This is a genomic window from Dactylosporangium sp. NPDC051541 (assembly GCF_044454505.1).
Lineage (GTDB): Bacteria > Actinomycetota > Actinomycetes > Mycobacteriales > Micromonosporaceae > Dactylosporangium.
On the sequence record NZ_JBITDU010000019.1, the window covers coordinates 1 to 21,333 of the forward strand.

At 72.2% G+C, this 21,333-nt stretch carries 20 protein-coding genes; 11 read left to right on the plus strand and 9 right to left on the minus strand.

The genetic code is table 11. From position 1 onward, the window contains the following. Positions 1 to 485: 485 nt before the first annotated feature. From ACIA8L_RS47600 to ACIA8L_RS47640, 9 genes are all read right to left on the minus strand, one after another. Positions 486 to 785, minus strand: a complete 300-nt coding sequence (locus ACIA8L_RS47600; RefSeq protein WP_395915539.1) for a hypothetical protein — start codon at positions 783 to 785, stop codon at positions 486 to 488. Positions 786 to 1,184: 399 nt separating this feature from the next. Continuing rightward, complete coding sequence (locus ACIA8L_RS47605; protein ID WP_395915541.1) at positions 1,185 to 1,646, minus strand: GNAT family N-acetyltransferase; 462 nt, start codon at positions 1,644 to 1,646, stop codon at positions 1,185 to 1,187. Continuing rightward, entirely contained in the window at positions 1,643 to 1,996 is a 354-nt protein-coding gene (locus tag ACIA8L_RS47610) for a DUF4406 domain-containing protein (protein ID WP_395915542.1), read from the minus strand. The genes ACIA8L_RS47605 and ACIA8L_RS47610 overlap by 4 nt, the downstream gene beginning before the upstream one ends. Then, positions 1,993 to 2,769 carry a DeoR/GlpR family DNA-binding transcription regulator gene (locus tag ACIA8L_RS47615; RefSeq protein ID WP_395915543.1) on the minus strand — a complete coding sequence of 259 codons (777 nt, stop codon included), beginning with the start codon at positions 2,767 to 2,769 and terminating at the stop codon, positions 1,993 to 1,995. The genes ACIA8L_RS47610 and ACIA8L_RS47615 overlap by 4 nt, the downstream gene beginning before the upstream one ends. A 60-nt stretch (positions 2,770 to 2,829) precedes the next feature. Next, positions 2,830 to 3,612, minus strand: a complete 783-nt coding sequence (locus ACIA8L_RS47620; RefSeq protein ID WP_395915833.1) for a CHAT domain-containing protein — start codon at positions 3,610 to 3,612, stop codon at positions 2,830 to 2,832. Next, positions 3,549 to 6,062, minus strand: a complete 2,514-nt coding sequence (locus tag ACIA8L_RS47625) for a hypothetical protein (RefSeq protein ID WP_395915545.1) — start codon at positions 6,060 to 6,062, stop codon at positions 3,549 to 3,551. Before ACIA8L_RS47625 ends, ACIA8L_RS47620 begins: the two co-directional genes overlap by 64 nt. Next, positions 6,055 to 7,008, minus strand: a complete 954-nt coding sequence (locus ACIA8L_RS47630) for a hypothetical protein (RefSeq protein ID WP_395915547.1) — start codon at positions 7,006 to 7,008, stop codon at positions 6,055 to 6,057. Before ACIA8L_RS47630 ends, ACIA8L_RS47625 begins: the two co-directional genes overlap by 8 nt. Positions 7,009 to 7,013: 5 nt before the next feature. Next, positions 7,014 to 7,601: a hypothetical protein gene (locus ACIA8L_RS47635; RefSeq protein WP_395915549.1), complete on the minus strand. Its 588-nt coding sequence runs from the start codon at positions 7,599 to 7,601 to the stop codon at positions 7,014 to 7,016. Between the two features lie 68 nt (positions 7,602 to 7,669). Beyond that, positions 7,670 to 8,704: a YbhN family protein gene (locus ACIA8L_RS47640; RefSeq protein ID WP_395915551.1), complete on the minus strand. Its 1,035-nt coding sequence runs from the start codon at positions 8,702 to 8,704 to the stop codon at positions 7,670 to 7,672. Positions 8,705 to 8,814: 110 nt separating this feature from the next. Between ACIA8L_RS47640 and ACIA8L_RS47645 the strand changes: the two genes are divergently transcribed. From ACIA8L_RS47645 to ACIA8L_RS47695, 11 genes are all read left to right on the plus strand, one after another. After that, positions 8,815 to 9,573 carry a polyphosphate kinase 2 family protein gene (locus ACIA8L_RS47645; RefSeq protein WP_395915552.1) on the plus strand — a complete coding sequence of 253 codons (759 nt, stop codon included), beginning with the start codon at positions 8,815 to 8,817 and terminating at the stop codon, positions 9,571 to 9,573. A gap of 29 nt (positions 9,574 to 9,602) precedes the next feature. Next, on the plus strand, positions 9,603 to 10,103 hold the full coding sequence (locus ACIA8L_RS47650) for a hemerythrin domain-containing protein (protein ID WP_395915554.1): 501 nt from the start codon (positions 9,603 to 9,605) through the stop codon (positions 10,101 to 10,103). A gap of 54 nt (positions 10,104 to 10,157) precedes the next feature. Continuing rightward, positions 10,158 to 13,397 (plus strand): bifunctional lysylphosphatidylglycerol synthetase/lysine--tRNA ligase LysX, encoded by a 3,240-nt coding sequence (lysX, locus tag ACIA8L_RS47655; protein ID WP_395915556.1) that lies wholly within the window; start codon positions 10,158 to 10,160, stop codon positions 13,395 to 13,397. Between the two features lie 79 nt (positions 13,398 to 13,476). Beyond that, complete coding sequence (locus tag ACIA8L_RS47660; RefSeq protein ID WP_395915557.1) at positions 13,477 to 14,211, plus strand: IclR family transcriptional regulator; 735 nt, start codon at positions 13,477 to 13,479, stop codon at positions 14,209 to 14,211. 389 nt (positions 14,212 to 14,600) lie between these two features. Continuing rightward, positions 14,601 to 15,341, plus strand: coding sequence for an RNA polymerase sigma factor (locus tag ACIA8L_RS47665; protein WP_395915559.1), 741 nt, complete (start codon positions 14,601 to 14,603; stop codon positions 15,339 to 15,341). Positions 15,342 to 15,664: 323 nt separating this feature from the next. Next, entirely contained in the window at positions 15,665 to 16,162 is a 498-nt protein-coding gene (locus ACIA8L_RS47670) for a YbjN domain-containing protein (protein WP_395915835.1), read from the plus strand. A 132-nt stretch (positions 16,163 to 16,294) separates the two neighbouring features. Further along, complete coding sequence (locus tag ACIA8L_RS47675; RefSeq protein ID WP_395915560.1) at positions 16,295 to 16,777, plus strand: cation:proton antiporter regulatory subunit; 483 nt, start codon at positions 16,295 to 16,297, stop codon at positions 16,775 to 16,777. A gap of 6 nt (positions 16,778 to 16,783) precedes the next feature. Then, on the plus strand, positions 16,784 to 17,968 hold the full coding sequence (locus tag ACIA8L_RS47680) for a cation:proton antiporter (RefSeq protein ID WP_395915562.1): 1,185 nt from the start codon (positions 16,784 to 16,786) through the stop codon (positions 17,966 to 17,968). Between the two features lie 295 nt (positions 17,969 to 18,263). Then, positions 18,264 to 19,004, plus strand: a complete 741-nt coding sequence (locus ACIA8L_RS47685; protein WP_395915563.1) for a hypothetical protein — start codon at positions 18,264 to 18,266, stop codon at positions 19,002 to 19,004. A 125-nt stretch (positions 19,005 to 19,129) separates the two neighbouring features. Next, on the plus strand, positions 19,130 to 19,555 hold the full coding sequence (locus ACIA8L_RS47690; protein WP_395915564.1) for a MarR family winged helix-turn-helix transcriptional regulator: 426 nt from the start codon (positions 19,130 to 19,132) through the stop codon (positions 19,553 to 19,555). Beyond that, positions 19,552 to 21,282 carry an MFS transporter gene (locus tag ACIA8L_RS47695; protein ID WP_395915566.1) on the plus strand — a complete coding sequence of 577 codons (1,731 nt, stop codon included), beginning with the start codon at positions 19,552 to 19,554 and terminating at the stop codon, positions 21,280 to 21,282. The genes ACIA8L_RS47690 and ACIA8L_RS47695 overlap by 4 nt, the downstream gene beginning before the upstream one ends. Positions 21,283 to 21,333: the final 51 nt, after the last annotated feature.

Below are 21,333 nucleotides of genomic sequence, written 5' to 3' on the forward strand. Positions count from 1 at the left end.
CACCGCCCAAATCCGGTCCGGGTGACGCCGGCCGAGGGCGAGCATCGCTCGGTAGCCGTCCCGGTCGGTGCCGAACCGGTCACCCGCCAGGATCGGTTCCCGGTCGTCGATGATCTCGATCGTCGCGGACCGTTTGTGCGGGTCCATGCCGATGATGACGCGTCCCACGCGTTCCTCCTCGCTTGACCGAACCGGGATTCAGCGGGAGGGCAACGCTACTTTGAGCTGGGCAGTCCCCTCTGGAGCCACTCCACGCCGCGGTGACCGGCAGGGTGCATGCCAGATGAGAGCCACGCCCCAACCACAGACGGGCAGCCGCTGAATGCGAGCGACCCCACCGATCACCTCGACCAAGCCTGGCCGGGCTGCGGTCGTAGATCCAGTAAATAAGTAGCCGCTATCCGGCGTGCTGCTGTCCTACGGCGAACCGTCACTCGGCGGCGTCTGCTCTCACCTTTGGTGTCGGCGCGGTGAGCCACCAGTAGTCATAGGCGAGGTGATCCCAGTTGCTGACCAGCCAACGCCGCTTGACCGCGCTGGCAGTGCTCCACCAGATACCGCAGTCCATCAGCCAGACGGTCACGCCGACCCGGCGCGAGCAGGCCAGGAAGGTTATGGCAGATGTCGGCGATGGCGTTGACGCGCTTGCGGCGCCGGATGACAGCTTCGGGTGACTGATCCTCTTGCCGATCCTCGGTCAGGAATCTGATTTCGACGAACGCGAGGCGAAGCAGGTCCGCTGTCGCACGCTCCATCTCACCCACGGCCGGCTCATCTGTTTGCATCAGCACCTCCAGTCAAGGGCGATTGGGCATTGCTTTCCGAACGTCCGGGGCGCGGGCGACCACCCCGGAGTTACTTGATCACGTGCGCGCTCATGCCGCAGACAACGCGCGCTGATTTGCAACTGACGGTGAGCGGGTAACGGCGCCAACTTCGTTCGGTAACTACTGCCCGTCTTACGTCGGCTCTCGGTGGGCCAACTATCGCCGTCCTGATGGAGCCAGCTTGCGGTTGCTCCGTCACAACCGAACGCCCGACCCGCCACCCGCAGGATCCACAGACAGGGTCCTCAGCATCGAGCATTCCGGACCCCGATGGCGAGCGTCGCCGATTACCGGAATCGCGCTCGACGCGGCATCGGCAGGAGTGGGCGCGTCTTCGGGCTTGGGCACTCCGGGGTGTCAGAGCGTCTTGTGGAAGTACACCCGCCGGAAACCGCTGGCGCCGGAGCGGTGGGTCTCGGCGTAGCCGCGGCGTGGGTAGTAAGCCAGGTTGTCGTGCATTGCCGCGTTCGTGTACAGCCGGATCTCCCCCACCCCGGCCGCCCGCGCCCGCGCCTCCGCGAACGCCAGCAACGCCGCCCCCACCCCGCGCCCTTGCGCCGAAGGGAGAACGGCAATCGTTTCCAACAGCAAATGATCCGGCATCGGTACCGCCACAAGCGCGCCGACCGCCCCCGTCCCCAACCGCGCGACCCAGACGTGACCACCCGCGACCAGCTCCGGATAGTCCGCCGTCATCGGCGCCGGCTCCCGCCCGATCCGCGCGACGTAGTGCGAGAACGCCGCCAGCACGATCTCTCGCACCACCTGCACATCACCACTCCCAGCCGCGGCGATGTGCACGGCGCCCGGCTGGGTCATGCTGCGGGCACGTCGGCAACGGACGCGTAGATGGCCTTGCCCTCGGATCGGGCCTGGGCGACCATCGCGTCCGCGCCGGCCGAGTCCCCGCCGATGCGCAGGACAGCATCGCAGCGCTCGAGCAGACGCTCGGAGATCGGGTGGAAGATCTCGTCGAACACCGGATCGCCGACACCGGCGGAGCCGGCCCGTTCGATCAGCGGCAGGGCCAGGGCCTCCCCGGTGACCGGCAGGTGCCCGGCCCGGAACAGCCGCACGGCCGCATCGTTCATGGCATCGACGTTGGCCCGCAGCTTCGAGGGATCGTCCCCGGTCCCGGAGCGGTACGGACCGGCCACCAGAATCATCATGCGTCTTCTCCTTCAATCAGTGCGACGCGCACTCCGGCGGCGCGAATGGCATCGAGCGTGGGAATGTCTCCGCCCCCGTCGGTGACGAGCGTGTCGACGGCCTCGAGCGGGGCGACGCGTGCGAACGCCTGCACCCCGAGCTTCGTGGAGTCGGCCACGACGATCGTCTGACCGGCCCGCCGCAGCGCCGCTCGCTTGACGGCGGCGTCGTCGAGGTCGAACTCGGACCACCCGAGCTCCGCATGCACGGCCCCGATGGACATCACGAACGTGTCGAACCGCAGCTGATCGAGCGCACCGAGAGCCAATGGCCCGACCAGGCTCCGCTCCCCCGCCCGCGACTCCCCGCCGATGACCAGCAAGCGGATCCCGGGCTGGTCGGCGAGCCGGACGGCAGCCTGCAAACTCAGCACCGCGACCGTCAGCGGTCCCCGTCCGGGCAGTTGCGCGGCCAGCTCGGCGGTGGTGGTCCCGGCGTCGAGCAGCACAGTGCTGCCAGGCTCGATCAACTCGGCCGCGGCCGTCCCGATCCGGGCCTTGACCGCGCTGGACCACCGCTCCCGAACGGAGAACCCGGCCGACTCGGCGGGAACGTCGAGTGCGACCGCACCCCCGCGAACCCGCCGGACGAGGCCCTGCTCCTGCAGCTGATCGAGGTCCCGCCGCACGGTCATCTCCGACACCCCGAGCCGCTCGGCGAGCTCACCAAGGGTGACCCGCCCGCCACCCCGAACGAGCCGCAACGTGAGGTCGAGCCGATCCGCAACAGGCACGGCCCGAATCTAACAGATCCCGTGTGAGATTTGAAAGAAGCGTGTGAGGTAGAGCTGGACTCAGCGCCAGTCGCCGAGCAATGACAGGGCCGCCCAGTGGTACGGGTGGGCCAGGGCCGGGTCGGTGGGGTCGGTCAGGAGCTCGAGCTGGGCCGCCCGCAGCGCCTGCCACTTCGCGGCGCCGGTGCCCAGCCAGGCGCGGTAGAAGGACTGCACCAGCCGGCGCGAGGAGCGCTGGTCCACGTTCCACTGGCCGGCCAGCACCGACCGGGCGCCGGCCTGCAGGAACGAGCGGGTCAGGCCGTCGAACTCGTCGCCGGCGTTGCGTTCGCCGACCAGGCCGGTGGAGCACGCCCGGAGGGTGACGATGTTGGCGGTGGTCCTGGTGGCCAGGACGTCCTCGGCCGTGGCCAGGAAGCGGTGGCGGGCCCGCGGCGGGATCGAGCGGACCGTCCGCGGCGGGGAGGCGGTGCCGTCGCCCAGCATCAGGCCGGAGCGCAGCGGGTCGGTCTCGTCATAGAAGCCGTGGCAGGTGAGGTGGACGAGGTCGTGCTCGGCGATCCCGGCCAGGACCCGGTCCGGCGTGACCTGGCGGGGGCCGCGGCAGACGGAGACCCGGGCCGCGGCGGCCGCGAGGACCTCGTCGTCGTGCTCGAAGAACTCCGGGTGGGCGTCGCCCTGCGCGGCGACCCCGGCCACGAAGGCCGACCAGCCGTCGCTCGGCGGCGCCGACGGGCTGTCGTAGATGAGGCGGAGCACGGTCAGGCTCGGGACGTACGTCACCCCGTGCGCCTCGACGAGGTAGCGGCCGTCGGCGCCGCGCAGGGCGTGGAACGGCAGCACGTGCAGCGGGCCGTGCGGGGCGACGCAGAGCAGGTCGACCCCGGCCGCGGGGGCCAGCAGCGGGACGAGGCCGGCGCTGAGCCGGTCGAGCACCGACAGGTCGCGCAGGTGCGGGCGGGCGCCGCGGATCGGCGGGTACGGCGGCCACTCCTGCGGGCCCCGTTGAACTGCCGGCGCAGCGCGGCACCGGCCTCGGCCCAGGTGTCCCGGCCGATCGGCGCCCGGGTCACGGCCGGCGGTTCGCCGGAGCGCAGGACGAAGCACGTCGTCGTGTCGCGGTCGCAGAAGAACGACGCCAGGGCGACCCGGTACGGCATCCCTTCGAGCACCTCGACCACCTGCGCCGGGGCGACCGGCTCGCCCATCCGCATCCGGACGTAGTGCTCGGCGTGCGGGCGCATCCGCTCCCAGCAGGCGTGCAGCTCGGCGTCGAGCGCGCGGCGCCGTTCGGCGCCGGGGTGTCCCGACGCCGGGCCGCCCCGGCGGGCCGACTCGGCCAGCTCCAGCAGCCGGGCCTCGCGCCCGGCGAGGTCGGCGGGGACGCCGTCGGGGAGGGGCAGCGGGGCCCGGCCCAGCTGCGCCCCGAGCGAGCGCGCCTTCGCGGCCTCGTGCAGGGCGAACGCGCGCAGCTCGGGATCGCCGGGGTCGGGCAGCGCGGCCCCGTGCTCGACGAGCAGGCCGATGAGCGCGCCGTAGCCGCGGATGAGGTCGGCGACCAGCTCCGAGCGGCGCTCGCCCGACTGGGCGTCGTCGATGCGCCGCTGCTGCGTGGCCACCAGCTCCGACAGGGTCGCGTACGCCTCCGGCGCGGTCTCGCTCCGGCGGGCCAGTAGCGTGCCGAGGTCCAGCCGCAGCGCCGCCCGGTCCGGCGCGTCGGGCGCGGTCCGCCCGATGGCGGCCTGGCCGCGGCGCAGCACGTCGACGGCCCGGTCCAGTTCGCCCGCCTCGGCCAGCATGAACGCGTACGTGCCGGCGGCCGCGTGGACGGCGGTCGCCGGGGTCAGTTCGGAGCCGATGTGCTGCTCGAACACCACGGCCGCGCGCTCCTGCCACTGCGGCCCCAGCTTCGCCAGGCGGATGGCGAGGATCAGCAGCAGGCCGGCGTTGGAGGCCGACCGCTCGATGGCGTACAGGTAGGCCGACTCGGCCGCGCCGGGATTGTCCAGGGCCGTCCACGCGTCGCCGAGCCCGATCAGCGCGATGCCGACGGTCGGCATCGGCGCCCCGGCCTCGCCGGCGTGCCAGACCGCGCTGACGAACGCCTGGTAGGCCCGCTCCGCCCGGCCGGTGGTGAGGTAGAGGTTGCCCAGGTTGTTGAACGCGGACGCGATGGTCGACGCCGATCCCCACCGCTGGCCGAGCGCCAGGGTCCGGCGGTAGTGGCCCTCCGCCGCCGCGAAGTCGTGCCGGTGCTCGGCGCCGGACCCGGCCAGGGTGAGCGCCTGGAAGACGGCGTCGCGGCGGCCGGTGGACTCGGCCCGGGCGATCAGGTCGGCGCTGCCCGCCGCCGCGGCCTCCGGGTCGTCCAGGTCGTCGAGGAGCGAGACGCGCAGGACCCGCAGGTCGAACTCGGACCGTTCCCAGCCATCCGTGGCGGGCACGGCCAGCCCGTGCTGCCGGGCCAGGGCGGTGACGTCGCGCGCCTCGGCGCTCGTCGCCAGGGCCGTGTCCACCACCTCGAGGGCGTCCCGGTAGCGACCGACGGCCCGGTAGGCCAGAGCCTGGGCCCGTCGCGAAGGCAGCACGCCGACGTCCGGATACTCGTCCTGCGGCAGCCCGTCCCGGATCGCGAAGGCCCGCTCGAACCATTCGACGGCACCCGGCAGGTGCTCCACCATCATGAACCACTCGGCGTAGAGGACCGCCGCGGTGTACTGGAGCTCCGGATCCCCGGCCCGGTCGGCGACGCGGACCGCGCGGCGGTACATCGTCCGCGCCGCGGTGTACCGCTGGTCCTCGACGAACCGGCGGGCCGCCAGCAGCAGTGCCCGGACCCGCAGCGGCGGCCGGCCGGAGGCGAGGGCGACGGCGTGCAGCAGCCCGGCCGTCCTCGAGTCGGCGATCCCGCCGGCCGGCAGCCGGCTCCGCTCGACCAGGTCGAAGGTCTCCGCCGTCAGCCCCGCGCCGACCGCGGCCAGCGCCCGGTAGGCGGCCAGCGGCGAGGCGGCGGCCCCGGCGCGCCGCAGCGCCTCCAGGACGGGCGCGTCGATCGGGAGTGCGGCGTCCGGCGGCGCCGGGCTGAGCACGCCCTCGGCGAACCTCCGCAGGAAGACCAGCAGCGCGTGCTGCGCCGGCCGCCCCTCGGCCTGGGCCTCGGCGACGGCGGCGGCGAAGGCCGCGGACAGTTCGGCCGGCTCGATGCCGTCGGCGCGCAACTCCTCGGCGACGTGCTGAAGGGAGGCGCGTTCGGACAGCCCGAGCACCAGGTTGGCGTAGAACGGGTCAGGCACGGCGGCCGGCCAGCTCGGCGAGGCTGCGGGCCCAGTGGCCGCCCGGGGCCAGCTCCTCGATCAACTCGAGTTCCCGGCCGCAGGCCTCGTGCTGCCCGGCGTTGAGCAGCCCGCACCCGAGCATGGCCCGCGCCGACGGCGATCGCGGGAACTCCTCCACCCGCGCCCGCAACTCGGCGAGGGCGGCCTCGACCTCGCCGGAGTCCGGCGAACCGGCCAGCTCGACGAGGAACTCGCTGAGTTCGAACGACGCGGTGCCGGGCCGGTCGTCGGCCGGCAGCGGCGGGGCGGCGGCGGCGAACTCGCGGACCAGGACCGACCGAGGGTTCACCCGTTCCAGCCGGTGCAGGGCGGCGTCGAGCCGGTCCTCCGCCCGCAGGTCCGTGAGCAGGTGCACGAGGGTCTCCAGCAGGCGCTCGTCCTGCGGGTTCACCTCGAGGGCGGCGTCGAGCACGGCGACGGCGGCGCCGAGGCGGGACCCGAACTTGTCTGCCGCGCCGGCCTCCAGGGTGGCCTGGGCCAGCGGCAGGTAGTGCTCGGGGCCGTGCCGGCCGTGGGCGGCGCGTTCGGCGAAGTAGTCCAGCTGCAGCCGGCGGAACTGCCGCTGCCGGTCCCGGTCGTGGCGCCAGTTGTGCAGCGTCGCGAGGTTGCGCTGGATCGTCGCGGTCGTGGCGTCGTCGGTGGCCAGGCCGACCATGAGCCGCAGCTGATACTCGGCGTAGGCGACCAGGCCGGCGGCGGCCGCGATCTCCACACTCAGCGCGAGGTGGTCGAGCACCGCGGGATCGGGGTCGGCCGCGGTGCCGTAGAACCCGCGCACGACGCGGAGGGCGGCTCCCGGCGACTCCGCGGCCAGGGCGCGCGCGTAGCGGTGCCAGTCGGCCGGGTCGCCGCTGCGCCGGGCCTGCTCCTCGAGGCCGGCCAGGTCGGTGCCGGGATCGTCCATCGCCGTCAGCCTCCGGCGTCCGCGGCCGGACCGGCCTCGGCCGCACCGTCCATCGGAGCAGCCGTCGCCGCACCGGCCGGCCGCGCGCCGACCACCGGAGCGGCTGGTCGCGCGCCGATCACCGCGGCGATCGTGCCGGCCACGCTCTGCAGCAGTTCCGGGCTGGCGGCCGCCTTGCCGAGCCGGAAGCTGAACTCGGTCCGGCCGTCCTTCCGGCTGATCCGCAGGTCCATCTTGGTCTGCAACCAGCCGAGCAGGACCGCGAGCACCGCCCCGCCCGCGATCAGCAGGTCCACCGCCAGCTGCTCGTCGGCCGGCGGGTCGGCCACCAGCGCGGCCGCCGCCGGACCCAGGTCCGGGTCCCGCACAGCCAGGGCCAAGGCCCGCCGGGCGGCCGCGTTCGCCTCCGGCTCGGCCTGCAGCAGCGTGTCCGGGTCCGGCGCGGCGACATCGGCGATCCGCAGGAGCTCGCCGACGACGGCGCGGGCGTCGTCCTCGGACCGGACCGGGCCCATGGGCAGCTCCGCGGCCAGTTCCTGCAGTGCGAGCACGACGCTGCGATCGGACAGCTCCTGGAACTCATCGACCTGCATCCCTCAACCATAGGAACCGCCAGCCCGGGCGGGGCTGTCGGAAATCCGGCTGGAGCGGCCCCAGGGGATCAGCGGTGGTTGGCCATGGCCGGGGGCTGCAGCGGCGGGGTGTCGGGGACCTTCGGGCCGCGGCGGAGGGTGGCGTAGGCCAGCAGGCCCAGCGGGATGATGATCCAGCAGGAGAGCAGGCGGTAGACGAGCATGGCGGCGGCCGCGGGGCCGTGGCCGGCGCCGGCTGAGACCAGGCCGGCCAGGAGGGCGACCTCGACGACGCCGATGCCGCCGGGGCTCAAGGGGATCTGGCGGACCAGTTGCACCGTCAGGTAGACGGTGGCCAGGCGGACCAGGCTGACGTCGATGTCGAAGGCGGCGGCGGTGGCGGCCAGGCAGGCGAAGTCGAGGCCCCAGTTGACCGTGGCGTGGACGAGGGACAGGACCCAGGAGCGTTTCGGCAGGCGGCGCAGGTCGTCCCAGGTGCGGCGGACCGCGGCGCGGGACCTCGCGATGCGGCCGGCGGTCTCGTCGGGGTCCTCGTCGGCCAAGTCCGGGGGTGGGGTCGGGCGGCGGGGGGAGAGCAGGAAGTCGAGCAGGAACACCGCGCCGGCGATGACCAGCATCGCGATGACCAGGATCAAGGTGTCGGTGTTGCCGGTGGCGCCGCCGCGCGGGATGAGCACGACCGCGCCGTACATGACCAGGAGCGCCACCCCGGACAGGACGCCGGAGAGGACCGCGACGGCGCCGGCTGAGCGGCGGGTGGCGCCGGCCGTGCGGAACTGGCGGAACGCGAAGCCGGCCGAGACCGCGGAGCCGGCGGGCAGGCTGAAGGAGATCGCCGAGCGGGTGAACGTGACCGCGATGGCCCTCGGCACGGACATGCGGACGCCGAAGCCGGCCAGGAGGCGGCGCTGCTGGAGGGCGAAGTGCCGCAGTGACGTCATTTCGGCGGCGGTCGCGAGGACCAGCCACCACGGGTGCGCGGAGCGCAGCACGTCGAGGGTCTGGCCCAGGTCGGGCAGGTTCTTGCGCAGCGTGAGCACGGCGACGGCCAGCACGAGGAGCAGGCCGAAGGCCCGCAGCGCCGCCTTCCGTCGCTTGCCCACGAGATCACGATCCCACCGTTCGGTAGCAAAACGGCGAAGATCGTGGGTAACGCACGTCACCCCGGCCGGCGAGCGTGCCGATGGGCGCGGCCTGTGCCACGCTCAGGGACATGGCAAGGCTTTCGAAGGTCGACCTGTCCGCCGACCTGTCCCGCGACGAGGGCGAGCAGCGGCTCGAGGCGGCCCAGCAGCGGCTCCTGCGGCTGCGGCTGCTGCTCGGGGGCCAGCTCGGCGAGCACAAGATCGGGCCGCCGCTGTGCGTGGTGTTCGAGGGGTGGGACGCGTCCGGCAAGGGCGGGACGATCAAGCGCCTGGTGGCGCCGCTCGACCCGCGGCACGTCCGGGTCGCGCAGTTCGCCGCGCCCACCTACGACGAGAAGCGGCACCACTTCCTGCAGCGGTTCTGGGGCGTGCTGCCCGGCTGGGGCGGGATGGCCGTGCTGGACCGGTCCTGGTACGGCCGGGTCCTCGTCGAACGCGTCGAGGGCTTCGCCACCGTCAAGCAGTGGAAGCGCGCCTACGACGAGATCGCCGAGTTCGAGCGGACGCTGACCGCCGAGGGCATGATCCTCATCAAGTTCTGGATGCACGTCTCGCCGGAGGAGCAGCTGCGCCGGTTCGAGGACCGCGCCAACGACCCGCTGCGCTCGTGGAAGCTCACCGACGAGGACTGGCGCAACCGGGAGAAGCGCGGCGACTACGAGGCCGCGGTCGAGGAGATGCTCAAGCGCACCGACCGGCCCCGCGCCCGCTGGCACGTGGTGCCGGGGGACAGCAAGCGCTACGCCCGCGTCGCCGTGCTGGAACAGGTCTGCCACACCCTGGAGTCCAAGCTCACCAAGCGGGGCTACGATCTGGAGCCGGTTTGAAAATCGCCAGGTGAGGTGACTAGAGCAGCATGGACGACATCACCGCGCTCATCCTGGACGACCACGCCGCGTTTCGGCGGGGGTTCGCCCGGCTCGACGACGCCGAGGGCGAGGAGCAGCTCGCCGCCGTCTGGGACGCGCTCGCGCTGCACCTGGAGATCCACGCCGAGGCCGAGGAGCGGATCCTCTACCCCCATCTGCTGCAGGAGCACACGGATGAGGCCGAGGAGGAGACCGACGACGCGATCCGCGACCACAACAAGATCCGGGACGCGATCGACGAGGCCCGCAAGCACAAGGCCGGCTCCGACGAGTGGTGGAAGGCGGTCTGGGATGCGCGCAAGGAGAACAGCGAGCACCTGACCGAAGAGGAGGACGAGGTGCTCCCCGACTTTCGCAAGCACGCCGGCATGGAGTTGCGCATCGACCTCGGCGCGCAGTGGGTGACGTTCTACGGCGAGCACCCCAGCGGCAAGGGGCTCACCTTCACCGACAAGGACCCTAAGCAGTACATCCGCGAGCACTCTTGAGCCAGGGGGCTGGACCGAGACGGAGTCTCCGAACCAACCGGGCATGATGTCCCGGTGAAGCGAGCACGAATACCTGACTGGTTCGCGGGTGGCCTCCTGGTGGTGGCGGTCCTGTGCGCCGCCGCCGCGATCAGCGTGGCGCTCGGCGCGCGGGTCCACCCGGTGCGGGCCAGCATCGACGCGCTGCTGGTCCCGGCACCGGCCAACGTCGGCTACGCGGCGTTCCTGATCACGCTCGCGGCCGGCGTCAACAACCGCAAACGCGTCGCGTTCTGGATGCTCGCGCTCATCTTCGCCGTCCAGGGCCTCTACGACGTGATCGTCCTGGCGACGCCGGCCGAGCGCGGCGAGGAGGCCCGGGAGCTGCGGCTGCCGTTCCACGGGACGACGGCCGCGGCGGTGAACCTCGGCGTGACCGTCGTACTGCTCGGCCTGCTCGTCCTCACCCGCCGGCAGTTCCGGGCCAAGGTCCAGCCGGCCAGCCTGCCCAAGGCGGTCGCTACGCTCGGCATCCTGCTCGTGAGCTTCACCGCGGTCGGCTGGGGGATCGTCGAGCTGTTCCCGGGTTCGATGGGGCCTGGGATCCAGCGGCTCGAGTACAGTGGCCGCGTCGTTCTGGGTGGTGCTTTCGGTTTTGACGTGGACCGCCACGGGCGGGCTCCGGGCTGGGTCAACCTGGTGCTCGGCGTCTTCGGCGCCATCGCGCTGTTCGCCGCCCTGTTCGCGCTGCTGCGCTCGCAGCGGATGATCGCCTCGCTCGACCCGGACGAGGAGCGGGCCGTGCGCCGGCTGCTCGCCGAGCACGGGGAGCGCGACTCGCTCGGCTACTTCGCCACCCGCCGCGACAAGGAGGTCGTCCTCTCGCCCACCGGCCGGGCCGCGATCACCTACCGGGTCGTGTTCGGGGTGTCCCTGGCCAGCGGCGACCCGCTCGGCGACCCCGACGCCTGGCCGCCCGCGATCGAGGCGTGGCTGCGGGAGGCCAGGGAGTACGCGTGGACGCCGGCCGTGATGGGCGCCAGTGAGGAGGGCGCGACCGCCTACGCCCGCGGCGGCCTGCGGGTCATCGAGCTCGGCGACGAGGCGATCCTGCACGTGCGCGACTTCGACCTCGAGTCGCCGCGGCTGCGACAGGTCCGCCAGGCGGTACACCGGGTCGAACGGGCCGGCTACACCGTGCGCATCCGCCGGCACGCCGAGATCGGCGCCGAGGAGATGGCCCGGATCATCGAACTGGCCGCGCAGTGGCGCGACACGGAGACCGAACGCGGGTTCTCGATGGCCCTGGGGCGGCTCGGCGACCCCAATGACGGCCGGTGTGTACTCGTCGAGGCCCACGACGCCGCCGGTCGGGAGGTCGCGCTGCTGTCGTTCACGCCCTGGGGCATCGGCGGGCTGTCCCTGGACCTCATGCGCCGGGACCGGCAGTCGGACAACGGCCTGATCGAGTACATGGTGGCCACCCTCATGCGGGAGGCGCCCCGCATCGGCGTGCACCGGGTGTCGCTCAACTTCGCGGTGTTCCGGGCCGTGTTCGAGGAGGGCGCCCGGATCGGGGCCGGGCCGGTGCTGCGGCTGTGGCGGGCCCTGCTGCTGGTCGCGTCCCGCTGGTTCCAGCTGGAGTCGCTGTACCGCTCGAACGTGAAGTACAGCCCCCAGTGGCTGCCGCGGTTCCTGTGCTTCGAGGACGTGCGGGACCTGGCCAAGGTCGGGCTCGCCTCCGGCGTCGCGGAAGGCTTCGTGGTGGTACCGCGGCTGCGTACGCTGCTGCGAAGGGGTTCCTCGGCGCCGTTCTCCGAGGACCGCCGCGAGCTCGTCCTCACCGAGGAGGAGCTCGCCCCGCCACCCGTCGCCGATGTCCGCAAGCGCCCGGAGCAGGTGCGGATCCGCATCGCCAAGCTCGACGCGCTGCGGGCGTCGGGGATCGAGCCGTACCCCCCGGGCTTCGGACGCACCCACAGCGTCGCCCAGATCCGGGCCGGTGTTCCCGCGGGTGAGCGGGTCGCCGTGGCCGGCCGGGTCATCCGCGTGCGCGACCACGGCGGCCTGTGCTTCGCCACGCTGCGCGACTGGACCGGTGACCTGCAGGTCGTCCTCACCGGCCGGCCCGACTTCGCGGCCACCGTCGACCTCGGCGACCACGTCGGTGTCAGCGGCGAGGTCGGCACCACCAAACGCGGCGAGCTCTCCGTCTTCGCCGACGGCTGGGAGCTGACCGCGAAGTGCCTGCAGCCCCTGCCGGACAAGCACAAGGGCATGGCCGACCCGGAGGCGATGGTCCGCCGCCGCCACGTCGACCTCATCGTCAACCAGCCGGCCCGGGACATGGTCCGCACCCGCTCCGCCGTCTCGTTCGCGCTGCGCAAGGTGCTGCACGGGCACGCCTACGTCGAGGTCGAGACGCCCGTCCTGCAGCCGATCCACGGCGGCGCCAACGCCAGGCCGTTCGTGACGCACAGCAACGCCTACGACATGAGGCTTTACCTGCGAATCGCGCCCGAGTTGTACCTCAAGCGCCTGGCGGTGGGTGGCGTGGAGCGGGTCTTCGAGATCGGCCGCAACTTCCGCAACGAGGGCGTGGACGCGACCCACAATCCCGAGTTCACCATGCTGGAGGCCTACGAGGCGTACGGCGACTACACGACCATGCGCGGCCTCGTCCGCGAGCTGATCCTGGCCGCGGCCGGGGACGCGCCGGTCCTGCGGCGGGACTTCGCCGGCGGCGCGCAGGTCGTCGATCTGCGCGACGAGTGGCCCGTCGTGCCCGTCTACACCGCGGTGTCGGAGGCGGCCGGGGCTCTCGTCACGCCCGACTCGACGGTCGCGGAGCTGCGGGAGCTGGCCGACAAGCTCGCCATCGCCTGGCTGGACCCGTGGACGCACGGGCAGCTGGTCCTCGAGCTCTACGAGCACCTGGTCGAGGGGGCGACGGTACACCCAACGTTCTATGTGGATTTTCCGGTCGACGTGTCGCCGCTGACCCGCCAGCACCGCGACGACCCGCGCCTGGCCGAGCGCTGGGACCTGGTCGCGTTCGGGATGGAGCTCGGCACCGCCTACACCGAGCTGGTCGACCCGGTCGAACTGCGGGCCCGCCTCACCGCCCAGTCCCTGCGGGCCGCGGCCGGCGACCCGGAGGCGATGGAGCTCGACGAGGACTTCCTGGACGCGTTCGAGTTCGCGATGCCACCGAGCGGCGGCCTCGGCCTGGGCGTCGACCGCCTGGTCATGCTGCTGACCGGCCGCACGATCCGCGAGACCCTGCCGTTTCCGCTGGTCAAGCCCGGCCGGTGAGCGGCGGGCCGGCCTCCGCTAGACTGGAACGGGTCAAGATTCATGTTTATTGATGTTCAGGAGGGGAAACGCAGGCCGAATGGCCGATGAGAGCCCCACCCTGGACCTCCTGGAACGGCTGGCCGCCGCGCCCGACCGGATGACGATCGACGCCCTCTGCCGCCAGATCGGACTGCCCGAGCCTTTGGTCCGCGGCCGCCTGGCCCAGCTGGTCGCCCGCGGCTGGGTCGACGCCGACGCCGAGGGCCGGTCCTACTCGATCGGCGTCGGCGCGTTACGCCCGGTCAGCGCCTACCTCTCGGCCGACCGCACCGCCCGCCTGGCCGGCCCGATCCTGTCCCGCCTGCGCGACCAGCTCGACGAGTCGTTCCGCCTGGTCCGCCTGGACGGCGCCGCCATCGTCTGCCTGGCCGGCCGCGAGTCCGCTCAGGACCCGGGCGGCCCCGCCGTCGGCCGCCGCTTCCCCGCCATCGCCTCCGCCAGCGGCCGCGCCATCCTCGCCCACCGCTCCCACACCGAGGTCGAAGCCATCCTCGACGCGGGCGTGGAACCCCACACCGCCGACTCCGTCGTGGAACGGGCCGAGCTCTACGCCGCCCTGTCCGACTGCCGCACCCGCGGCGTCGCCTACGAACGCGGCGAAGTGATCCCCGGCGTCGGCTGCCTGGCCGCCCCGGTCCGCCCCCCGGCCCGCCCGGTCACGGACGCGATCAGCTGCTGCGTCCCGCTGTCCCGCCTTACCCCGGACCACACCGAGGACCTGACCACCGCCCTCCGCCGAGCCGCCGACGACCTGGCTGCTCTGCTGGCCTAGGCGGGGAAGACTTCGCCCCCACCCACACCCCCGCACAATCCCCGCCCGCCGCGCCACGCCGACGCGGGTCGCCCGCTGCCGCCATGCGAGGTTGCACGCCGGACCGTCGGCGGGCCTCTTATGAGCGTGGACCCTCAGTTTCCCCCACCCGCGGACATCGCCGATCCGGGCGGCTCCGGCACCGGCCACGTCCTGCTGCTCATCAATGCCACTTGTTCCGGGCTGGGTGTGGTGTACCTGGCCACCAGCTCGATCGCGGTGACGAGCGTTGCCGCCGTGGTCGCCTGCGCGCTCGGCACTGTCGCACTTGCGCGAGCGCCGCGCCCTCCTCGTCGGTCGTGATCCCATATTGATGCCCCTCACCTCCGGGTGCAGAAAGGCCGGTCGGCATGGACGCTTACGACTCCGGCGACTTCCCCTCGTTCTTCACTGCCCAGTTCGGTGCTGTGACGCTCTTCCTGATGCGCAACGGCACCGACCTCACCGACGCGGAGGATGCGACACAGGAAGCGATGTGCCGGGCGCGGGAACGGTGGGAAAGGATTCGCCATCCCGGAGCCTGGGTCCGCACGGTCGCGATCCGCATTCACGCCGACCAGGCGGTCCGGGAAGCGCGAGAGCGCCGGCACCAGGAACATGCCGGCCGCGAACCGTCCGCGGCCGAAATCACCCTGTTCGACGACGACGAGCGCCTCGTCATCAACCTCCTGCGGCAGTTGCCCGAGCGGCAGCGGCACGTCATGGCCTGGATCTATGACGGCTACAGCATCGCCGAGATCGCCGCCATCATGGACGTGTCGACTTCGACGATACGATCGCACCTCCGGCATGCGCGCAGTCGACTCAAACAGGTCCTGCTGAGTGACAGCGAGGTCCGGCAGCGGTGGCCGCTGGATGAGTTGGCCGGGCTCGCGGTCGAGGCGCCGGTCAACGAGCCGGGGCCCGGTGAGCCGGCCGCGTCGCCGGAGCAGTCCGCCGCGCACCGAGCCGATCTGCTCAACGGCAGCGACGCCGAGGGTGCGACGGATCTTGCTGAACGTCCACCGCGGCCCGAGCCCCCGCCGCACCGGAAGCCGGCTCGCGAACGGACCGACGGCGGCGAAGACTCGCAGGAAGGAACCAGCGCATGAGCCACGATGATGTCAATGCCGAACTCGACGATCTCGTCGCTCGCCTGGATGCCGCGGTCCACCTGCCCGAGCACAACGTGGAGCGCGCACTGGACGACGCCGATCAGCTGCTCGATACACGGCTGGCCGAGTCTGGCCGACGGGCCCGGGCGGCCTTGGAACGGCGACTGGATCTGCCGGCGCGGCTGCGCCGGATCGTCGCGCTTCCGGCGAGGCCGGCCGCGGGACCACCGGCCGGAGCGGACCCGGCCGAGGGTACGGTCGCCTCGGACGGGGGGCGCCGGGCCAAGCGGAAGTGGTGGGCGCGGCCCGCCGCGGTCGCCGTGCGCACCGACGAGGACGAGCCACCGGGCAACGAGCCGGCACATGCTCGACCTGATCCGGGGCACGGCGGCGGGGCCGTCGTCCGGCCGGTAACGCTGCTGCGGGTCGCGGGCGCCCTCGATCGGCTGCGGATCCGCTATCTCACCGATGGCGACGGAAGCCTGCTGGCGTTGTGGGAACGGCACGCGGTGCTGTTCGCGCTCGAGGGGCCGTCGGACGATGTCCTGGTGATCAGGGCGCGGCCGCACGCCACTGTGCCGCCCGGATGGGCGGAGCGTTCCTACCGGGTGGTCAACGAGTGGAACCACACCCGCCGCTTCTACAAGGCCTACGTCGGTGACCCGACCGACCGGCGGCAGCTGCCGCTCTACGCCGAAATGCAGCTCCCGGTCGCGGCGGGTGCGCACGACGCGCTGCTCGACGAGGTGGTCGACTGCGCTGCTGTGATCGCGCTGGGGTTCGTCGACTGGCTGCACGACGAGGGTGGGCTGCTCTGAACGGCGCTGGCGGGCGCGCTGTTCGGGGCGGCGCGCCTGGGCGGGGTTGCCGGCGCGGCGAGGGGCGTTTCGGCACGGGCGGTCTTCAGGAAGTACCAAATGCGGAGGTTTATCGGTTTTAGGCTTTTTGTCATGGACGTCGAGCGGATTGACCTGCCCGGGATCGGGACCAGTCATGTGGTCACTACCGCGCGGGGGCGGCGGATCGGGATCGTGGCGCACCGCAGTGGGCGGCGGGATCTGGTGGTGTATGACAAAGACGATCCTGACACCTCCATCGTGTCCGTGGCGCTCAGCGCCGACGAGGCCGGGACCGTCGCCGAGTTGCTCGGGACCGCCCGGATCATCGAGCAGCTCGCGGAGATGCAGCGGCAGGTGGCCGGGCTGGTCACCGAGCAGCTGGTGATCGGGGCCGGGTCGCCCTACGCGGGGCGGACGCTGGGAGACACGCGGGCCCGGACCCGGACCGGAGCTTCGATCGTGGCCGTCGTGCGCGGGAACGACGTGATCGCCAGTCCACGGCCGGACTTCGGGCTGCAGGCGCGGGACCTGATCGTGGCGGTCGGTACCGCGGCCGGGGTCGAGGGCGTCGCGGCGCTGCTCGCCGACGGGTAGGCGACCGTGGAGCACGACACGATCCTGGTCGAGCTCGGCGCCGTCATCCTCGCCCTGGGGCTGCTCGGTGCCGTGTCGCTGCGGTTCTCGATCTCGCCGATCCCGTTGTACCTCATCGCCGGGCTGGCGTTCGGGGCCGGCGGGGTGCTGCCGCTGAACACCAGCACCGAGTTCATCGCCGCCGGCGCGAAGATCGGTGTGATCCTGCTGCTGTTCACATTGGGGCTGGAGTACACCGCGCCCGAGCTCGTCGGCACCCTGCGCTCCTCGGCCCCGGCCGGCCTGGTCGACCTCGTGCTCAACGCGCTGCCCGGGGTGGCGGCCGCGCTGCTGCTCGGCTGGGGTCCGACGGCCGCGGTCGCGCTCGGCGGGGTCACCTACGTGACCTCGTCCGGGATCACCGCGAAGGTCCTCGGCGACCTGGGCTGGCTCGGCAACCGGGAGACGCCGGTGGTGCTCTCGCTGCTGGTCTTCGAAGACCTGATGATGGCGTTGTACCTGCCCATCCTCACGGCCCTGCTGGCGGGCGTGGGGCTGCTCGGCGGATCCGCGACCCTCGCCCTCGCCGCCGCGGCGATCAGTTTCGTGCTGCTCATCGCGCTGCGGTTCGGCCAGGCCGTCGAACGGTTCGTGGCCAGCGAGAGCGACGAGGTGCTGCTGCTGAAGGTGCTCGGGCTGACCGTCCTCGTCGCCGGGGCCGCGGAGCTGCTGCAGGTCTCGGCGGCGGTCGGGGCGTTCCTGGTCGGGATCGCGCTGTCCGGCCCGCTGGCGCACACCGCGCGGCAGCTGCTGACCCCCCTGCGGGACCTGTTCGCGGCGGTGTTCTTCGTCTTCTTCGGCCTGCAGACCGACCCGATGGCGCTCCCGCCGGTGCTCGGCGTGGCCGCGCTGCTGGCGCTGTGCGGGGTCGCGACGAAACTGGCCACCGGCTGGATCGCGGCGAAACGGGCCGGGGTCGCGCTGACCGGGCGCGTGCGGGCCGGGGCCGCCCTGCTCCCCCGCGGCGAGTTCAACATCGTCATCGCCGGGCTCGCGGTCGCCGCCGGCAGCCATCCCCGCCTCGGCCCCCTGGCCGCCGCGTACGTCCTGATGCTGGCCATCGTCGGCCCGATCGCCGCCCGGGCCGCCGAGCCCCTCGCCCGCCGCCTCGGCCGCCGCTCGGCCCGCCGCACGCCGGCCTCGACCGGCTGAGGAGGCACCGGCGGCGCGCAGAGCCTCCGCACGAAACCCGCCGCCTCGGCCGCCGCTCGGCCCGCCGCACGCCGGCCTCGACCAGCTGACGAGGCACCGGCGGCGCGCAGAGCCTCCGCACGAAACCCGCCGCCGCGCGCACAGCCTCCGCAAGAACAGTCGGGTTTATGCGAATGGCTGTCCAAGTATGCCCGAAATGCGGAATTTCCCTCATCTGCCGGATCTGGCCGTGAGCAGCGTGTTTGGCTCACGTCGGAGGTGCCACGGCAGCGCTGCCGTGGCGGACGACGGGGGAATGAGAATGCTCAAGCGCAACCGAGCGTTGCTGCCGGCCATCGGCGCGGCGACGCTCCTGGCGACACTGCTCGGCGCACCGGCGCACGCGGCCCCGGCCGGCAACGGGCCGGGCAGTTCGGGCAACGGCGGCGGGGCGATGACCTTCAACCAGCCGAAGCACCAGGCCCACAGCAACGCCGCGCCGATGCAGTGCCGGGAGTTGACGGTCGACGGCGGCTTCGAGACGCCGAAGCTCGGCAAGGGCGACGACTACATGCAGTTCGACGTGGACGACGTGCCGGGCTGGCGCACCGACGACCCGGACGGCAAGATCGAGATCTGGGGCGGCAACATGGGGGTCGCGCCGCGGTTCGGCAAGCAGTTCGCCGAGATCAACGCGACCGGCTCCTACAACTCGATCTACCAGGACATCAAGACCAAGCCGAACACGAAGATCTACTGGTCGTTCTGGATCCGGGCCCGGGACAGCTCGGACAGCAAGGACGTCGACGCCACGTCGATCCACTTCAGCAAGACCCCGAAGAACGACACCAGCATCAACGGTGTCAACGGGCAGTTCGCCTACTCCAACTCGTCGGACGACGTGAAGTGGAAGCGGCTCTACGGCTGGTACAAGACCGGCCCGAACCAGACCTCGACGCGGGTCACGCTGACCGCTGACGAGAGCGCCTCGACCGACGAGGGCTACGGCAACCTGGTCGACGGCCTCACGATCACCGAGGCGCCGAACTGCATGTAGTCCATTACAAACAACGCGAAACGCCGGTTGGGGGGTACTCCAGCCGGCGTTTTCCTTGTCAAGAGCGGGTGAACAACGTCGCAGTCGATAAGCCACTTCTATAAGGACGTGATACGAATTGGGGTATGCCCACCGCTCGGACCGCATTGGACCCTGCGCGCCTGACGGTCGCCGTCGAGCGCGTCTTCAGTCAGCTGCGGCAGGGCAACCCACCGAACGACATCAGCCTCACGGCCGCCTCGACGCTGCGGCGCCTGGAGCGTGAAGGACCGCGGCGGCTCACCGAGCTCGCCACCGCGGAGGGCGCGACCCAGCCCGCCATGACCCAGCTCGTCCAGCGCCTCGAGCGGGAGGGGCTGGCCGACCGGGCCGCCGACCCCGCGGACGGCCGGGTCGTGCTGGTCCGGATCACCCGCGCCGGGTCGCGGCTGCTCGAGCGCCGCCGCACGGTACGCGCCGAGCACCTCGCCACCCTGCTGGCCGATCTGTCCCACGACGATGAGGCGCTGATCGCGGCTGCGCTGCCGGCGCTGGAGAGGCTCGCCAAGTGACCGACACCCTGGAAGCGCCCGGCGGCCGGCGCGGCCTGCGCGGCGCACTGTCCGGCGGCAGCGACCACCCGCACTACAAGTGGGTGGCCCTGTCCAACACCACGCTCGGCATGCTCATCGCGACGATCAACTCATCGATCGTGCTGATCTCCCTGCCGGCCATTTTCAACGGCATCCACCTCAACCCGCTCGCCCCCGGCAACGTGTCCTACCTGCTGTGGATGCTGATGGGCTACATGCTCGTCAGCGCCGTGCTCGTGGTGACCCTGGGCCGCCTCGGCGACATGTACGGCCGGGTGCGCATCTACAACCTCGGCTTCGCGCTGTTCACGGTCACGTCGATCGCGCTGTCCCTCGACCCGTTCGACGGCGGCGGCGGGGCCATGTGGCTGATCGGCTGGCGGGTCCTGCAGGCCGTCGGCGGAGCGATGCTCATGGCCAACTCGGCCGCCATCCTCACCGACGCGTTCCCGGCCGCGCAGCGCGGCATGGCCCTCGGCGTCAACATCGTGGCCGGCATCGCGGGCTCGTTCATCGGCCTCGTCCTCGGCGGGCTCCTCGCGGAGTGGAACTGGCGGGCCATCTTCTGGGTCAACGTGCCCATCGGTGTCATCGGGACCGTCTGGGCGTACCGCAGCCTGCACGACACCGGCCTGCGCCGCCCGGGCCGGATCGACTGGTGGGGCAACCTGACCTTCGCCGTCGGCCTGACCGGGCTCCTCGCGGCGATCACCTACGGCATCCAGCCCTACGGCGGGCACAGCCAGGGCTGGACCAGCCCGTGGGTGCTGACCGGCCTGATCGGCGGCGTGGCCGTCCTCGCCCTGTTCGTCTGGATCGAGCGGCACGTCTCCGAGCCGATGTTCCCGCTCGGGCTGTTCAAGATCCGGGCGTTCGCGTACGGCAACATCGGCGGCCTGCTCGCCGCGATCGCCCGCGGTGGCCTGCAGTTCATGCTCATCATCTGGCTGCAGGGCATCTGGCTGCCGCTGCACGGGTACTCCTACGAGTCCACGCCGCTGTGGGCCGGCATCTACCTGCTGCCGCTCACCGTCGGCTTCCTCGCGGCCGGCCCGATCGCGGGGCACCTGTCGGACAAGTACGGCCCCCGCCTGTTCGCCGCGTTCGGCCTGATCGTCATGGCGCTGTCGTTCGGCGGCCTGCTCATCGTGCCGACCGACTTCAACTACTGGGCCTTCGCCGGGCTGATCTTCCTCAACGGCCTGGGTGGCGGCCTCTTCGCCGCGCCCAACACCTCGCTGATCATGTCCAGCGTCCCGGCCCACCTGCGCGGCGCCGCGTCGGGCATGCGGGCCACGTTCCAGAACGCCGGCATGGTCCTGTCGATCGGCGTGTTCTTCTCCCTCATGGTCGCCGGTCTGTCCTCGTCGCTGCCGACGTCGCTCAGCAGCGGCCTGACCGCGCAGGGCGTCCCGGCCGCCGCGGCCGGCCAGATCGCCGGGCTGCCGCCGGTGGGGACGCTGTTCGCCGCGTTCCTGGGCTACAACCCGATCCAGTCGCTGCTCGGCCCGCAGCTGCTGGGCACGTTGCCGAAGGCCAATGCCGACACGTTGGTCGGCCGGGAGTTCTTCCCGCACCTGGTGTCCGGCCCCTTCCACGATGGATTGGTCATCGTGTTCTGGCTGGCGATCGCGATGGCCCTGATCGGGGCGGTCGCGTCGCTGGTGAAGCCGGCCGCGCACCAGGCCGAGCCGGCGGCCGACTGACCTCCCTCCTGTGGGAGCGCCGCACCGGAACATGCCACGGGCCGGTGCGGT

What these genes read in the sequence shown, in the direction of transcription:
- ACIA8L_RS47600 (WP_395915539.1), bottom strand. Translation starts at nt 785, where the DNA reads ATGCAAACAGATGAGCCGGCCGTGGGTGAGATGGAGCGTGCGACAGCG.
- ACIA8L_RS47605 (WP_395915541.1), bottom strand. Translation starts at nt 1,646, where the DNA reads ATGACCCAGCCGGGCGCCGTGCACATCGCCGCGGCTGGGAGTGGTGAT.
- ACIA8L_RS47610 (WP_395915542.1), bottom strand. Translation starts at nt 1,996, where the DNA reads ATGATGATTCTGGTGGCCGGTCCGTACCGCTCCGGGACCGGGGACGAT.
- ACIA8L_RS47630 (WP_395915547.1), bottom strand. Translation starts at nt 7,008, where the DNA reads ATGGACGATCCCGGCACCGACCTGGCCGGCCTCGAGGAGCAGGCCCGG.
- ACIA8L_RS47635 (WP_395915549.1), bottom strand. Translation starts at nt 7,601, where the DNA reads ATGCAGGTCGATGAGTTCCAGGAGCTGTCCGATCGCAGCGTCGTGCTC.
- ACIA8L_RS47645 (WP_395915552.1), top strand. Translation starts at nt 8,815, where the DNA reads ATGGCAAGGCTTTCGAAGGTCGACCTGTCCGCCGACCTGTCCCGCGAC.
- ACIA8L_RS47650 (WP_395915554.1), top strand. Translation starts at nt 9,603, where the DNA reads ATGGACGACATCACCGCGCTCATCCTGGACGACCACGCCGCGTTTCGG.
- ACIA8L_RS47660 (WP_395915557.1), top strand. Translation starts at nt 13,477, where the DNA reads ATGGCCGATGAGAGCCCCACCCTGGACCTCCTGGAACGGCTGGCCGCC.
- ACIA8L_RS47665 (WP_395915559.1), top strand. Translation starts at nt 14,601, where the DNA reads ATGGACGCTTACGACTCCGGCGACTTCCCCTCGTTCTTCACTGCCCAG.
- ACIA8L_RS47675 (WP_395915560.1), top strand. Translation starts at nt 16,295, where the DNA reads ATGGACGTCGAGCGGATTGACCTGCCCGGGATCGGGACCAGTCATGTG.
- ACIA8L_RS47685 (WP_395915563.1), top strand. Translation starts at nt 18,264, where the DNA reads ATGAGAATGCTCAAGCGCAACCGAGCGTTGCTGCCGGCCATCGGCGCG.
- ACIA8L_RS47690 (WP_395915564.1), top strand. Translation starts at nt 19,130, where the DNA reads ATGCCCACCGCTCGGACCGCATTGGACCCTGCGCGCCTGACGGTCGCC.